The following is a 15,078-nucleotide window of genomic DNA, read 5'->3' on the forward strand; positions in this document are numbered from 1 at the left end:
TTCAGGGGTAGCGGGAACTGTCGAACCATGCCGCCACCTCGGGGCGGCGGAAGTGCGCCGTCACGTGCTCGACAAAGGCGCGGGTCTTCGCCGGCAGCAGTTTCTTGCTGGGGTAATAGATCGACACCGGTCCGGCATCGGCCCGCCAGCCCGGCAACACGCGCACCAGCGCGCCACTGTGCAAATGCGGCGCCGCGTGCGGCATCGGCAGCAGCGCCACGCCCAGGTGCCGCATGGCCGCGTGGGCCATGGCTTCCGGATCGTCGAAGATCACGCGGGGACGCGGCGCCGCCTCGCCCTCGGCGCCGCTGTCGTGGCGCAGGGTCCACACCTTGGCCCGGCCTGTCGCCACGGAGCGCCGCACGATGCCGTCGAATGGCGCCAGGTCGGACGGGTGGCGCGGCATGGTTTTTCCTTCCAGGTATGTGGCCGACGCCACCGCCACCACGTCGGTACGCAGCAATTCGCGGGCAATCACGCCCTGCGACAACGGCATGCCGCCGCCGACGGCCGCATCGTAGCCGTCGCCGATCAGATCCACCGCACGGTTGTCGAAGTGCCAGTCGGGCAGCACGGCGGGATAGGTTTGCAGGAACGTATCGAGCAGCGGCAGCAGGTATTCGCGGCCAAACGCGGGCGCCACGCCGACTTTCAGCACGCCGGACGGCTGGCCGTCGTCCTGCGGTACGCCTTCGATGGCTTCCAGCACGCTGGAAAACGGGCCGCCGACGTGCTGTAAAAACCGCTCACCGCCGCTGGTCAGGGTCAGGCTGCGCGTGCTGCGCTGGAACAGGCGCACGCCCAGCGCGGTTTCCAGCCGGGCGACATTCTTGCTGACGGCGGCCGGCGTCAGCCCGAGCCGGCGCGCGGCGGCGGAAAAACTGCCGGTTTCCGCCGACTGGATGAAGGAGGCGAGGTAATTCAGCGGTTCCATGGTTTCCCGGGGGCGAGTGCAGACTCGCCAGGCAATGTGAAGATGCTTCATTTTATACCAACAGTTGAAACTACAACGACCAATTACCCGCTACCGCAACATGAATCGACCGCCCATACTGGACTCCATCAACCACCCGTACCACTCAAGGAGAACAGCATGTCCACCATCACCATCACCACCGCCACCAACACCGCCAACACCCCGTTCGCCGGCAAAATCGCTTTCGTCACCGGCGGCTCGCGCGGCATCGGCGCCGGCATCGTGCGCCGGCTGGCGCGCGACGGCGCCACGGTCGCCTTCACGTACCAGCAAGCCGAATCCACCGCCAATGCACTGGCGGCCGGGATCGAAGCGCAAGGCGGCCGCGCGCTGGCGATCCGCGCCGACGCCGCCGACGCGAATGCGCTGCGCGGCGCCATCGAACGCGTGGGCCGCGACTTCGGCAAGATCGATATCCTCGTCAACAATGCCGGCATCCTGCGCCTGGGCGACGTCGCCACGTTCGCGCTGGCCGACTTCGACCAGACCTGGGCCGTCAATGTGCGCGCCGTGTTTGTCGGCATCCAGGCGGCGCTGCCGCTCATGGCCGCCGGCGGACGCATCATCAATATCGGCAGCACCAATGCGCACCGCATGCCGTTCGCCGGTGGCGGCGCCTACGCGATGAGCAAGTCCGCGCTGCTGGGACTGGTGCAGGGCTTTGCGCGCGATCTCGGTCCGCGCGGCATCACCATCAACAATATCCAACCGGGCCCGGTGGACACCGACCTCAATCCCGGCGCCGGCGATTTCGCCACCCAGTTGCACGGCCTGATGGCCATCGGCCGCCACGGCACCGCGGCGGAGATCGCCGCCATGGTGGCGTACGTGGCCAGCCCGGAAGCGGCATTCGTGACCGGCGCCAGCCTGAATATCGATGGCGGGTTCGCTGCATGACGGGGTAAAGGGAGGCATTCGTGCCGCGCTCCGTCGCCTAGTGTCACATCCGGTTACAGGTTGTAACGCCGGCGGCGGAGCGCCAACCCTTCGGGTACAATGCCGGTTCCCTCGGTTACCAACTTCCCGCCGGACCTTTCCGCGCGGGCCCACCGCAGATGACATCCAAAATCCTGATCGCGCTGGCGCTGGCCGCCACGCAAGGCGCAGCGTGCGCCGACGACAACACCGAACGCACCTGGTTCACGGCGGCCGAACTGGGCGCCATCACCACCACCGGCAATACTTCCGGCACCTCCGTCACGGGCAAGATCGACGCCCGCCAGGAACTGGAAGACTGGAGCAACCAGTACATCTTTTCCGGCTTCTTCAAGGAAGACCGCACCGTCGATGCGCTGGGCGAAAAACACCGCACCCGCTCCGCCGAACGCTTTGAAACGTCGGCCAAGGCCGCGTACCACCTGGAAGACAACAACAAGAAACTGTTCGTGCTGGGCTCCCACGTGAAGGACCAGTTTGGCGCCTATACCCGTTACAGTTCGCTGTCCGTCGGCCACAGTGCGCGCTGGTTCCGCTCCCGCGACAAGACGCTGGACGTGGAACTGGGTCCGGGTTACTTCATCGGCCGGCGCGCCACCGGTGAAACGGAAAACGGCATGACCGTGCGCGGGGCGGCCGCCTATCGCTGGCAAGTCAGCCCGAACGCGCTGTTTACGCAAACGCTCAGCATGGAAAAAGGCACGTCGAACCTGCACTCGCAGGCGGAAACGGCCCTCAGCACGAAAATCAACGGCACCATGCAAATGAAAGCCGCGTTCAGCGCCCGCAACGACACCAATGCGCCGGAAGACAAGAAAAGCACGGATACGCAAACGTCGCTGACCCTGGTGTATTCGTTCTGACACGCACTCATAGCACCAGCATCAGGCAAATCCCCTGCGCGCCGGTGACATGCCAGGCCAGCGCGCAGCAGTCCAGCGAGGCGCGGCTTTCCGCCGTCAGCAAACCCGCTCCGGCGCGCGCCCACAGGTAGCACGCCAGCACGGCCAGCAGCAGTGCGTGCAGCCATGCATACGCGGCCAGCACGGCGGCGCCGGCGTGCCACGCGCTGCGCACCGGCGCCCAGTCCAACCCTCCCACACCCGCCGCAATACCGGCCACTGCGCACAGCAATGCCAGCGCGATCCACAGCGCCAGCGGCAAGCACGAGGCATGCGCGTCGGCCGGCGGCATGCCGCCGCGGCCCGAGACACCGCGGCTGCGCCCCGCCATGACCATTGCCGCCGATGCGGCGCCAAACAAACCGCACGCCAGCAGGCGCGCCGCCCTGTCCGGCAACCCGGCGCCTGGCGGCGGACAGACCGCCAGCAAGCCGCCGACGTGCAGATAAACATAGATAAACGACGCGAAGATCGCGCCATCGACCACCAGCAGGATCACCATGGCCCACCACGCGTGCCATGCACGCCGGCCATGCGCACCCAACGGCGCGCCGCCCACCGGCAAGGCCACACTGTCGGCCACCTGCGCCGCCGCCATCGCGGGCGGCCGGTCCAGTTGCCATAGCCACTTGAGCACGGCGCCGATCGCCGCAAAGCCGCACAGCCATGCGGCCACCGCCTGCTGCACCGTCAACAGCAGGAAAAACCCGGCCGTGCCCAGCGCCGCCAGCGGCGGCCACCAGCTGTCGCCCGGCAGCAGAAGCAGATACCACGGCCGCGCATCGCGCCACGTGGCAACCATGGTTTCGCGCCGCCCGGTGGCCGTGCCGGGCAGCCAGTGCCGCCCTTGCGCCACTTCCTGCGCCAGTGACGGCTGTTCCCACAGCGGTTCTTCGCCATACACTTGGGCAATGCTGCGGTTGCCATAGTCTTCCGCCGGCAGCCATTCCAGCGTGGACGCCCGCCATGGATTGCCTTTTTCCCGGCCCGGCCGGCGCAGGGTTCGCACCACGTCGATACAAAACCACAATACGCCGGCCGCGAAAACCAGGGCGCCGATGGTGGACGCCATGTTGTAGCCGCTCCATCCCAGGTCCCCGGCATACGTGTAAACGCGGCGCGGCATGCCCAGCAAGCCCACGATATGCATGGGGAAAAACGCCAGGTTAAAGCCGCCGAACATCAGCCCGAAGATCCAGCGCGCCGACTGTTCCGGCAAACAGTGCCCGTGCAGCAGCGGGAACCAGTAATACATGGCGGCGAACACGGGGAACAGCATGCCGCCGATCAGCACGTAGTGCAGGTGCGCGACGATGAAATACGTGTCGTGCGCCTGCCAGTCGAACGGCAGCGCCGCCACCATGACGCCCGTCAGCCCGCCCAGCGTGAACAGGACCAGGAAGCCGGCGATGAACAGCAGCGGCGCGTTCCAGCGCGGCGCGCCGCGCCACAGCGTGGCGATCCACGCGGCCACCTGCACCGACGCGGGCAGCGCCACCACCATGCTGGCGGCCGACACCAGCACCGCCATCGGCCGTCCCAGTCCCGCGGCAAACATGTGGTGCGCCCACAGCGCAAAACTGACGGTCCCCGTCACGGCCAGCGACGCGATGACGGCGCGCCGCCCGGCCAGCCGCGTTCCCGCCAGCGCCGGCAGCATGGTCGACACCATGCCCGCCGCGGGCAGGAAAATGATGTACACCTCGGGGTGCCCGAAAAACCAGAACAGGTGCTGCCACATGACGGGATCGCCGCCGCGCTCCGCGATAAAGAACGGCCAGTCCCATGCGCGCTCCAGTTCCAGCAGCGCCGTCCCCGCGATCACGGCGGGAAACGCCAGCACGATCATCACGCCCACCACCAGCATCGCCCATGCATACACGGGCATGCGCGACAACGTCATGCCGGGCGCGCGGGTGAACAGGATGCCGACAATCAATTCGATCGCCCCCGCAATCGCGGAAATTTCTATGAAGCCGATGCCCAGCAGCCAGAAATCCGCGCCCGCGCCCGGCGAATACGCCTTGCCCGTCAGCGGCGGATACATGAACCAGCCGCCGTCCGGCGCCACGCCCGCGAACAGCGTGCAAAAGAACGCAATCCCGCCCAGCGCGTAGGCCCAGTACGCATAGGCCGACAGCCTTGGGAACGGCAAATCGCGCGCGCCCAGCATGTTCGGCAACAGGTACACGGCAAACGCTTCCACCACGGGGATGGCAAACAGGAACATCATCACGGTGCCGTGCATCGTGAACACCTGATTGTAGGTGCCGGGCGCCAGCAGCGTATTGCCCGGTTGCGCCAGCTGCAGCCGCATCAGCAGCGCCAGCACGCCGGCCAGGACAAAGAACAGCAGCGCCGTCCCGATATACAGCCGGCCAATATTCGTATTGTTGACGGTGGTGAAAAAACGCCAGCCGCGCGGCGTGCGCCATGCGCGCTCCAGTTGCGCCAGTTCGTCGGGCGGGCGCTGCGCGCGGCTGGGCAAGCCGTCCGTCATTGCAGGGTCACCAGCCACGCTGCCAGCGCGGCCACGTCGGCGGCGGCCAGTTGGGGATCGGGCATGCGGATGCCCTGCTTGTAGCGGTGCGGCGCCGCCAGCCATGCCGCCATGGCACCCGGCCCGTTGGGCAGCGCGCCCGCGCCCAGCGCCAGGCGGCTGGCCACGTGCGTCAAGTCCGGCCCGGCCGGCCCTCCCTCGACCCGCGCCGCGTCCACGCCCCGCACCGTGTGGCACACGGCGCAGCGCCGGACGAACAATGCGCGCGCCGCCGCATGCCGCGCCTCCCCCGCCACCGGCATCGCCTGGCGCGCCAGCCAGTCGTCGAATTGCGCGGGTGGCTGCGCCACCACGTGCAGCGCCATCCGCGCGTGCTGCAAGCCGCAATATTCCGCGCACTGGCCGCGCCAGACGCCCGGACGCAACGCGGCCAGCGGCAGGTGGTGCACCTTGCCGGGCACCATATCGACCTTGCCGGCCAGCGCCGGCACCCAGAACGTGTGGATCACATCCGCGCTGTCCAGCGCCAGCCACACGGTGCGCCCGGCCGGCACGTGTAGTTCATTGGCCAGCGCGATGCCGCCACCCGGCCCCGGATAGCGCACTTCCCACCACCACATGCGCGCCGTGACACGGATCACCAGCGCATCGGCCTGCATGGCCGCCGACGGCGCGCCGCCGTCGGGCGAGCCGGACGGCGTGTCGCCCCAGGTGGCGTAGGCAAACAGCGCCGCCAGTGCGCCGCCGGGGACCAGCACGGCGAACGCCAGCGTGCGGCGCCAGCCAGGCGCCGGCCCGCCACGGCGCAGCGCCAAGGCCAGCAACACCATCACCGTGATGAACGCCAGCGCCGCGCCGCCGCACGCGATCCAGGCAAACCGCGCCAGCGCAACGGCATCCTGGCTGGCGGGGGCAAACATCGATTGCATGGTTCAGCGCAGCCGGCCCAGGTAGGCGGCCATGTCGCGCGCGTCGTCCGCGGTCACGCCCAGCGCCGGCATCGCCGTGCCGGGCTTGACCAGCGGCGGATCTTCGATGAAACGGGCCAGCATCGCCGGCGTGTTCGGCAAATGGCCCGCGATGTAGGCGGCGCGCCCCGTTGCCGCCAGCGCGGGGCCATCTCCGCCCTGGCGCCCCTCCACGCCGGGAATACGGTGGCAGGCGGCGCACTGGTATTGCGCCAGCAAGCGCTGGCCGCGCAAGAAGTTTCCATCTTGCAATAATTTATCGGCGGGGGAGCCATGGGCGGCCGTCGCGGCCGCCAGGGTCAGCATGGCAATTGCACTGCGGCATAGCATGGGCATCCCGGCGTGTCGTGATCTGGCGTCAGCATACAATGAATTCAAACTGGACAATTTTTCAATAGCGCGATGGCTGCATTCCCCCACCGGACTACCCTGCGCGGCGCCGCGATCGCCGCGGTGGCGCTGGGACTGGCCGCCGCCGCTGCCGGCGGCGCCATCGTCGGCTTCGGCCTGTATGACGTGGCGTCGACGGACCAGCACTTCCAGCCGACCCACAGCTTGCTGGAATACACGATGCGGGCATCCGTGCGCCGGCAGGCCGCAGGTATCCGGCCGCCCGCGCTGGACCACGTGCGCGCGCAACGGGGCGCCACCGTCTATGCCGCGCACTGTACCGCCTGCCACGGCGGCCCGGGCGTCGCCCCGCAACCATTTGCGCTGGGCATGCAACCGGTGCCCGGGGCGCTGATCGATGCCGCTCGGAACTGGCAATCGGCCGAGCTGTACTGGATAACCCGCCATGGCATCAAGATGAGCGGCATGCCCGCGTGGCAATACCGGCTCGACGAGTCCGCGTTATGGGACGTGGTGGCGTTCCTGCAGCGCCTGCCGCTGATGTCGCCTGCCGATTACGAGGAAGCATTGGCCGGGGCCGACGCGGCGCGCCGCGCCGCCAGCGACGCCGTCAATATGCCGGCGCCAACCGCCGATGCATCCCTGCCCGACGCGCACCGGGGCAAGCTGGCGCTGACCCAATACGGCTGTCACGCCTGCCACCTGATTCCCGGCATCACGGGCAGCCGCGTGCACATCGGCCCGCCGCTGGCGGGCCTTGCCAGCCGGACGCTCATCGCCGGCAAGTTGCGCAATACGCCGGACAACCTGGCGCGCTGGATCCGCACGCCGCAACTGTTCGATCCCCGCACCGCCATGCCCGCCATGGGCGTGACGGAGCGCGATGCGCGCGACATGGCCGCTTACCTGGGCCGCCTGGACTGAAGCAGAGGTCCCGGCTGAGCGTGCGTCGCGTCCGGCAAAATTGCGCAATCATGCGGGATGGACCAGCGAACCGACGATTCCAACGAAGGACAATCCGATGCGCCGCCGCGCAAGGATCGGGGCTTCCTGCACCGCGTGGTGCTGGTGGACGGTCTGGCCGCCCTGTTCCTGCTGACACTGGCGGGCCTGTGGTTCGCGTCGGACGCCCTGCTGCTGATCTTCGCCTGCATGCTGTTTGCCATCCTGCTGCACGCGTTGAGCAGTGCGCTGCAGCGCCGCCTGCATTTGCGCTCGCACATGGCGGCGCTGGTCATCGTGGTGACGCTGATGGCGGCGGTGCTGGGCGTCGGCGGCTGGCTGATGGCGCCGCAACTGTCCGAACAGGCCAGCCACCTGGCGCAGGTGGTGCCGACGTCGCTGGACCAGGTGCGCGCCGCGCTGGCGCGCTATCCCCGCCTGAAAACCCTGCTGGCGGAATTGCCTTCCAATGCGCAGATCAGCAAACAATTGGCGGCCATGGCGCCAAACGCGGGCCTGTTCTTTTCCGGGGTGCTGGGCGCGCTGGGCAACACACTGATCATCATGTTTGCCGGCGTCTACTTCGCCGCCCGTCCCCGCCTGTACATCAACGGCATCATCAGGCTGGTCCCGATCCGGCGCCGGCCCCGCGCACGCGCGGTGCTGGACGAACTGGGGACCACGCTGGCGAAATGGCTGATGGGGAAAGCGTGCTCGATGCTGGCGGCCGGCATCATGACGGCCGTCGGGCTGTCGCTGCTGGGGATTCCACTGGCGCTGATCCTCGGTATCATTGCCGGCCTGCTGGACTTTATCCCTTACCTCGGCCCGTTGATGGCGGGCGTGCCGGCGCTGCTGATCGCATTTTCCGCCAGTCCGGAACAGGCGCTGTACGTGGCGCTGCTGTTTGGCGGCATCCAGCTGGTGCAGGGCTACATGATGGAACCGATGATCGACCAGCACACGGTGTCGCTGCCGCCGGCGCTGACCATCGCCATGCAAGTGCTGTTCGGCGCGGTGTTCGGCATGGCGGGCGTGGCGCTGGCCACGCCGCTGACGGCGGTGCTGCTGGTGCTGGTGACGATGCTGTACGTGCAGGACATCCTGGGCGACGACGCCAGGCCGCCGGCGCAACAAAAATAGCTACGAAATAACTACGCCGTGACTTGCTTCTGCGTCTGGTACAGGCGCGCATAATGGCCGCCTTTGGCCAGCAGCGCGTCGTGCGAGCCCGATTCGGCAATGCGCCCCGACTCCATGACGACGATGCGGTCGGCCTTTTCAATGGTCGACAGGCGGTGCGCGATGACCACCGTGGTGCGGCCCCGCATCAGCACTTCCAGCGCGGCCTGCACCTGGCGCTCGGATTCCGTATCGAGCGCGCTGGTGGCTTCGTCGAAGATCAGGATCGGCGCGTCCTTGTACAGCGCGCGCGCAATGGCCAGGCGCTGGCGCTGGCCGCCCGACAGGCGCAGGCCGTTTTCCCCCACTTGCGTCGCGTAGCCTTGCGGCTGCTTCATGATGAAGTCGTGCGCATAGGCTGCGCGGGCCGCCGCCTCGATCCGCGCCGGATCCGGATTCGCATCGCCATAAGCGATGTTGGCCGACAGCGTATCGTTGAACAGCACCACGTCCTGGCTGACCAGCGCGATCTGCGCACGCAGGTCCGTCAATTTATAGTCGCGCAAATCGTGGCCGTCGAGCAGAATGCGGCCGTCACCCACGTCATAAAAGCGCGGCAGCAGGGCCGCCAAGGTGGTCTTGCCGCTGCCGGAGCCGCCCACCAGCGCCACGGTTTCACCGGCGGCGATATCGAGCGACACGTCGCGCAGCGCCGGCGCCGCGTCCGGGTCGTTGGCGTTATAGCGGAAACTGACCGCCTGCACGGCGATGCGGCCTTGTGCCCGTGGCAGCGGCAGTGTGCCTTCGTCGACTTCAGCCGGGGCATCGATCAGTCCATACACGGATTTCGCCGCGGCCAGGCCCCGTTGCAGCGGCTCGTTCAGCTTGGTCAGGTTTTTGATCGGCGACTGCATCGCCATCAGCGCCACCATGAACGCGACAAAGGCGCCCGGGCTCAGCGCGCCGGCCTGCGCCCGCAGCAGCGCAAAATAAATCACGGCCGACAGTGTGATCCCCACCAGCATCATGATGATGCCGGAGTTCAGCGCCGCCGTCGCCGAATGCTTCACGGCCAGCTGGCGGTTATGCTTGACGACCTGGTGGAAGCGCTGGTGTTCGAAGCGCTGGCCGCCAAAAACCTTGACGACGCGCTGGCCGCCGATGCTTTCATCGAGCACGCGCGTCAATTCGCCCATCGACGCCTGCGTGTCTTCGGCCAGCCGCCGCATGCGGCGGCCCGCCACCGTCACGACCGCCGCCACCAGCGGCAGTAAACCCATGCAAAAGCTCGCCAGTTGCCAGTCGGTGGTAAACAGCACGATCAGGTAGCCGATGGTCAGCACGGAATCGCGCACGAACACGTTGAACACCGACAGGCCGGCCTGCGCCACCTGGGTCGCATCGTACGCCACGCGCGACAGCGTGGTGCCGGTCGACGCCTGGTCGAAATACCGGTTCGGCAGGCGCAGGATGCGGGCAAACATGCTTTCGCGCAGGTTGGCCTGGACCCGGTTGCTGAGCCACGATGCGCCATAGTCGCCGGAAAAACTCGATACCATGCGCAGGCACGCCAGCGCCATGATCACCAGCGGAATGCTCCACAGCGCGGCCTGCGCCGGATCGCCCGGCAGCAAGCGGTCCATCCAGCCCTGCACGGTGGCCAGCAGCCCCGTTGCGGGACCGTCGGCGGCGCCGCCCAGCGCCGACGTCGTGCCGGGGCGCAGCGCATCGACCACGTTTTTCAACTGGCGGATCAGCATCACATCGGTGGCGGAGGCCACGCCGATCGCCGTCAGCGTGGCAATCATGGCGCCGAGGTAAGGACGGAATTCGCGCAGCAGGCGGAAATAGAGTTGGCGGGTTTGCACTGTGAATCTTGTTCAGAACGAAAGTGTGCATTGTACCCGCCTTCCCCGTGGCAGCACATGGGCAGGCGGGGATTGACCTTGCGCAAAAGGCATGTTTTACTTGGGCGAACCTTTCCTGGAGGCAGTTTGCGCCACCCGCTCCGCTTGTTCCGCCATTCCCACCCTCGCGCCCTGCTGGCCACCGCTGTGCTGGCGTTGGCATGCCAGTCCGCCATGGCGGCCGATACCCTGGTCTTCGCCTTTGAAGAATTGTTGCCATGGAAGACACGCACCCAGGGCGGTTATGGCGGCGCGTATACGGAAATCGTCCGTGAACTGGCGCGGCGCGCGGAGATGACGCTGGAATTCCGCAACTGCCCGCTGAAGCGCTGCCTGTACATGCTGGAACAGGGCCACGCCGACGTGGCCATCGGCTTGCGCGACACGCCGGAGCGGCGCCGCTACCTGAATTTCCTGAAAACGCCCTACCGCGAACACAGTTCCGACAAGGTGTTTTATATCCTGCGCGACCAGAGCCCGGACATCCGCAGCTATGAAGACCTGGCCAAATTGCGTATCGGCGTCACGTCCGGCGCCACGTATTTCGATCCGTTCGACCGCGACACGGCGCTGGCCAAGGAAGACGTCCCGCAGACGGAATCGAATTTCCGCAAGCTGGCGCTGGGGCGGCTCGACGCCGTGGTGGTGCCGGAAGACCAGGGCGAGGCCCACGTGGCCCGCCTGGCCTTGCGCAACAAGGTGACCAAGGCGGCCTATCGCGTGCCGGATCCCAGCCCCCGCTCTGTCGCCGTGTCGAAAAAGTCCGTCGACGCCGCCACCCTGGACAAGCTCGAACGGGCCATGGAGGGCATGGTGCGCGACGGCACGCTGGCCGCCCTGATCAAGCGCCACTATTATGAGGCGCTGAACGTCCCGCTCGATTCCGTGCGTATCCGCTGAGCAGGCGGCCCCGCTGATGGATACCACGCTGTCGCGCGCCAGCGCCCTGTTCCGCCTGCACCTGGCCGCCATCCTGTTCGGCAGCACGGCGCTGTTTGGCGAAGCCGTGCAGACCGGGCCCGTCGCCATCGTCTTCGGCCGCACCGTATTTGCCGTGCTGGCGCTGTCGGCGGTGGCCGCATGGGGACGGCGCGCGCCGTGGCGGGGACTGGCGCCGCGCGGCATCGTGGCGCTGTGCGTGCCGGGCGTGATGCTGGCGCTGCACTGGTTCACCTTCTTCCAGGCCGTGCAAGATGGCGGCGTGGCGCTGGCCACGCTGGGTTTTGCATCCTTTCCCGTGTTTGTCGCGCTGCTGGAAGCGGTGATCCTGCGCGCCCGGCCGCCGGCGCGCGACATGCTGGTGCTGTTGCTGGTCACGGCCGGCATGGCGCTGATCACGCCGCGCTTTTCGCTGGCGGACGCGGGTACGGCGGGCCTGCTGTGGGGCATCCTGTCCGGCGCGATTTATGCGGGCATCGCCGTGTTCAACCGCTACCGCGCCCCCGCCGCCACCAGTGCGCAATCGTGCTGGTGGCAATGCCTGGCCGCGTGCGTGGCGATTTCTCCGTTCAGCACGGGCGCGATGGCGGGACTGGCGCTGCGCGACTGGCTGCTGCTGGCGCTGCTGGGCGCGGTGTGCACGGGCCTGGCGTACACGATATTCCTGCAAGCGCTGGACGCCGTGAAAGCGCAAACCGTGGCGGTCGTCATCAGCATGGAACCCGTGTATGCCATCGCGCTGGCGTGGGTTGCCTTCGGCGCCATCCCCGCTCCGTCCGTGGTGCTGGGGGGCGCGCTGATCATCGGCGCGGTCTTGCTGGCCAGCCTGCAACCGGCCCGGCAACATGGCGCTTAACCTGCATACCGGCGCGCCTGTCCACGCTTGTCAGCAAATGTAACAACTTTCCATGTTGACAATTGTCAGTGCTACACTGAATCTCGTGAAAACCGAACCGTACCGCAGCCGGTCGCTCGCACCCGGCCTCGTTATTTCGCTGCTGATCCATGCAGGATTGGTGGTGCTGCTGGTCAACCAGAAGGCCACGCCACCGCATGCCCAACCCGCGCGCTGGCTGACGGTCAGCCTGCTGCCCACGCCCGTCCCCAAGGTCGCACCTGAACCGGTCCCGCAGCCGGTCGCGTCCCGGGTGCGTCCGCCCGAACAGCCGGCGCGCAGCGCAGCGATCGCCAAAGCCGCGCCGACGCGGCGCCGGCCGCACAAGCCTGACGAGCAGCGCGAAAGCACGGCCATCACGATGATTCCCGCCGCGCCGCGTGCACCGGCCGATCCGCCCGATCCGTTTGCCGCGCCGGGCAAGCCGGAAGGGACGTTCGACACCACGGCCGCGCTGAAATCCGCCCGCAAGCTGGCCGTGGCCAAGGCCGGCAAGGATGATCCCGCCGTGGCGCAACTGCGCGACAAGCCCATCAACGAGCTGGCCAGTGAAAATGAACTGGGTAAAGACATCAAGCGGGGCGCCCGCCCCGGCTGTTTGATGTCCAATGCCGGCCTCGGCATCCTGGCGCCGCTGGCCATCGCGGCCCAGGTGCTGACCGATAAAAAAGACCACGGCTGCAAGTGGTGACCGGCCCGGGGCTGTCAGCGCTCCAGCACCAGCGCCCCGTCGTCATGGCGGTGCAGGCACAGCACGACGAATTCCCGTGGCTCCGCCGGCGCCACGCCGATTTCCATCCGCAGTTCACCGCGCTCAGGCCCTGCCGGTTCCCGCTTGACGCGGACAAAATACGATTCCGCCGGGGTCGCGCCGGCGCAGGCGCCGGCCCGGAACAACCGTAACAGCAGGTTGTCGACTGCCTGCTGCGCTCCCTGCCACAACGACGGCTCCCCGGATTCGGCCACGGCCCACCGGGTTTCGCGCTGCAGCGTCCGCTCCAGCATCAGCATCAGCCGGCGCGCCGACAACTGCCGCCACGCGCGGTCCCGCGACAACGTGCGGGCCGACACCAGTTCGACGCCGTCCGGTCCCCGCACGAAACAGTTCAGCCCCAGCGGCTGGAAGGCGTCGGCGCGGCCGGCCGGCTGCGGCTCCGCCAGCCGGACAACGGCGCGCGCCACGGCCGGGCCTGCCCGGACACCTTCGGCGATGTCGTCGCGGGCGATGATGCCGGCCGCCACCGCCGATGGCGGCAGCGGCCGCACTTGCCCGGTCGGTTGGGCGCCCTGCAACTGGCGCGACGGCACCAGCCACGGGTGGTAAGCGGCGCCCCAGCTGCTGCAAAACTGCGCACGCCAGCGCGAGGCTTGCGCCTGCGACAGGCCGGGCGGCACATCGAGCAAGGCGATCATGGCGCGGCCCGATTCGCAGGCATCGAGCACTTTCTGCTGCAACGCCGCGATCGCGGTCAGGTCGGCGAAATCGCGCGGATCGAGGATCAGCTTGCGCAGCGCGGAAGGGGCGGCGCCGGCGCCACCTTCGATACCGGCATCGTCGCCGGCCCACTGGGCCGGCACATACAGGTCCGGCACCACCACGTGTGTCACTTCCGGGCAAGCCCCCAGCGCGGCCAGACCGGACCAGGGCGCGCCCGCATCAAAGAAATCTTCATGCTGCACATCGGCATAGCGGTCGCGCCCGCCGCTGAATGGCGCCGAGACGCCATGCACCGTTTCCACTGCGGCGCGGGCCGGCCACAATTCCTGCCCGGCCCACGACGGGTCGGGCCACAGCAGCCGTGATTCGTCGCACAGCACGCTGCCGATCCAGCGCGGATGGCGCGGCGTCAGCCCCAGCATTTCGTGCCGCTCCTGGCCGGCATGTCCGCCCTCCCCTTCTTCACGGATTGCCAGCCACGCTTGCACAACGTCGATGCGCACGGGAGCGAACTGCGGGGGCAGTGGCGGGTCCAGCGCCAGCGCCCAGGCCGGCAAAGCAAAGCCGGCCGCACGCAGCTCGCTGACGCCCCGGCAATACGCAAGCACTTGCGCGCCATCCGCCGCCTCCAGGCGCAGCAGCGTGCCGGCCGGCGATGCGCCGGCACGGTCCACGCAGACGGCGCCATCACGCCACGCAAAAGCCAGGGGCGCCGCCGTCAAGCCCCCTTCCACCTGCAAGCCATTGCCCCAGCTGCCTTCGTTACGGGCCAGGAACGTGAGCGGTCGTGACGCCAGCGAAGCCAGGCCGCCGCGCGCCCATGCCTCGTGCCACGGCGCCGGGGGGTCATATTCATGCACGATGCGCACGATATAGGCGCTGCGTCCGCCCTGTTCAAAAAACATTGCCACCGCATGCGGCAGGTAGCCCGGCCCCTCAAACCCACCGAACAGTGCACGGTACTCGTCGAAACTGTGCACCAGCACGGGGACGCTGCGGCGGCAGGGGCGCGCCGGATCGCTCATCAGCACGCTGCCGCGCTCACCGGGCCGCGCCGGTTCGGGCTGATATGCGGGCCCGCGCGGCGCCACGCCGATAAACGCGCACACATCCATCGGTTGCGGATGCAAGCGCGGCTGCGCCTGCGCATAGATGCCTGGCATGCCGTGTGGCGGATGGGCTGAGGTGAAAGACGGACGCAT

At 68.0% G+C, this 15,078-nt stretch carries 13 protein-coding genes; 7 read left to right on the forward strand and 6 right to left on the reverse strand.

Annotated elements, in window-relative coordinates:
* Nucleotide 1 precedes the first annotated feature (1 nt).
* Entirely contained in the window at nt 2–934 is a 933-nt protein-coding gene (locus tag GJ700_RS18040) for a LysR family transcriptional regulator (protein ID WP_154376376.1), read from the reverse strand.
* A gap of 159 nt (nt 935–1,093) precedes the next feature.
* Here GJ700_RS18040 and GJ700_RS18045 point away from each other — a divergent pair, with 159 nt between their 5' ends.
* Together GJ700_RS18045 and GJ700_RS18050 are read left to right on the forward strand one after the other, a co-directional pair.
* On the forward strand, nt 1,094–1,873 hold the full coding sequence (locus GJ700_RS18045; protein WP_154376378.1) for an SDR family oxidoreductase: 780 nt from the start codon (nt 1,094–1,096) through the stop codon (nt 1,871–1,873).
* 158 nt (nt 1,874–2,031) lie between these two features.
* Nucleotides 2,032–2,775, forward strand: a complete 744-nt coding sequence (locus GJ700_RS18050; protein ID WP_154376380.1) for a DUF481 domain-containing protein — start codon at nt 2,032–2,034, stop codon at nt 2,773–2,775.
* 7 nt (nt 2,776–2,782) lie between these two features.
* Here the strand turns inward: GJ700_RS18050 and GJ700_RS18055 are convergent, their stop codons facing one another.
* From GJ700_RS18055 to GJ700_RS18065, 3 genes are read right to left on the reverse strand one after another with little or no spacing between them, the layout of a single operon-like run.
* Nucleotides 2,783–5,314, reverse strand: a complete 2,532-nt coding sequence (locus GJ700_RS18055; RefSeq protein WP_154376382.1) for a cbb3-type cytochrome c oxidase subunit I — start codon at nt 5,312–5,314, stop codon at nt 2,783–2,785.
* A complete protein-coding gene (locus GJ700_RS18060) occupies nt 5,311–6,243 on the reverse strand; it encodes a cytochrome c oxidase subunit II (protein WP_154376384.1) in 933 nt (310 codons plus the stop codon). Before GJ700_RS18060 ends, GJ700_RS18055 begins: the two co-directional genes overlap by 4 nt.
* Before the next feature lie 3 nt (nt 6,244–6,246).
* Complete coding sequence (locus GJ700_RS18065) at nt 6,247–6,588, reverse strand: c-type cytochrome (RefSeq protein ID WP_229507083.1); 342 nt, start codon at nt 6,586–6,588, stop codon at nt 6,247–6,249.
* A gap of 96 nt (nt 6,589–6,684) precedes the next feature.
* On the opposite strand from GJ700_RS18065, the gene GJ700_RS18070 reads away from it, so the two are divergent.
* The gene (locus GJ700_RS18070) at nt 6,685–7,557 is read left to right on the forward strand and encodes a c-type cytochrome (protein WP_154376388.1); all 873 of its coding nucleotides are present in this window, start codon (nt 6,685–6,687) and stop codon (nt 7,555–7,557) included.
* Nucleotides 7,558–7,614: 57 nt separating this feature from the next.
* Nucleotides 7,615–8,718, forward strand: coding sequence for an AI-2E family transporter (locus tag GJ700_RS18075; RefSeq protein WP_154376390.1), 1,104 nt, complete (start codon nt 7,615–7,617; stop codon nt 8,716–8,718).
* Nucleotides 8,719–8,729: 11 nt separating this feature from the next.
* Here GJ700_RS18075 and msbA read toward each other — a convergent pair whose 3' ends face one another.
* Entirely contained in the window at nt 8,730–10,565 is a 1,836-nt protein-coding gene (gene msbA, locus GJ700_RS18080; RefSeq protein ID WP_371868022.1) for a lipid A export permease/ATP-binding protein MsbA, read from the reverse strand.
* A 126-nt stretch (nt 10,566–10,691) separates the two neighbouring features.
* Between msbA and GJ700_RS18085 the strand changes: the two genes are divergently transcribed.
* The 3 genes from GJ700_RS18085 (at nt 10,692) to GJ700_RS18095 (ending at nt 13,129) form a co-directional block, all read left to right on the forward strand.
* Entirely contained in the window at nt 10,692–11,504 is an 813-nt protein-coding gene (locus GJ700_RS18085; protein WP_195763929.1) for a substrate-binding periplasmic protein, read from the forward strand.
* Between the two features lie 16 nt (nt 11,505–11,520).
* The gene (locus GJ700_RS18090) at nt 11,521–12,399 is read left to right on the forward strand and encodes a DMT family transporter (RefSeq protein ID WP_154376393.1); all 879 of its coding nucleotides are present in this window, start codon (nt 11,521–11,523) and stop codon (nt 12,397–12,399) included.
* Between the two features lie 85 nt (nt 12,400–12,484).
* A complete protein-coding gene (locus GJ700_RS18095; protein WP_154376395.1) occupies nt 12,485–13,129 on the forward strand; it encodes a hypothetical protein in 645 nt (214 codons plus the stop codon).
* A gap of 14 nt (nt 13,130–13,143) precedes the next feature.
* On the opposite strand, the gene GJ700_RS18100 is transcribed toward GJ700_RS18095, so the two are convergent.
* On the reverse strand, nt 13,144–15,078 hold the full coding sequence (locus tag GJ700_RS18100; protein WP_154376397.1) for a phage tail sheath family protein: 1,935 nt from the start codon (nt 15,076–15,078) through the stop codon (nt 13,144–13,146).

This window comes from Pseudoduganella rivuli (assembly GCF_009674485.1).
Classification (GTDB): Bacteria; Pseudomonadota; Gammaproteobacteria; order Burkholderiales; family Burkholderiaceae_D; genus Rugamonas; species Rugamonas rivuli_B.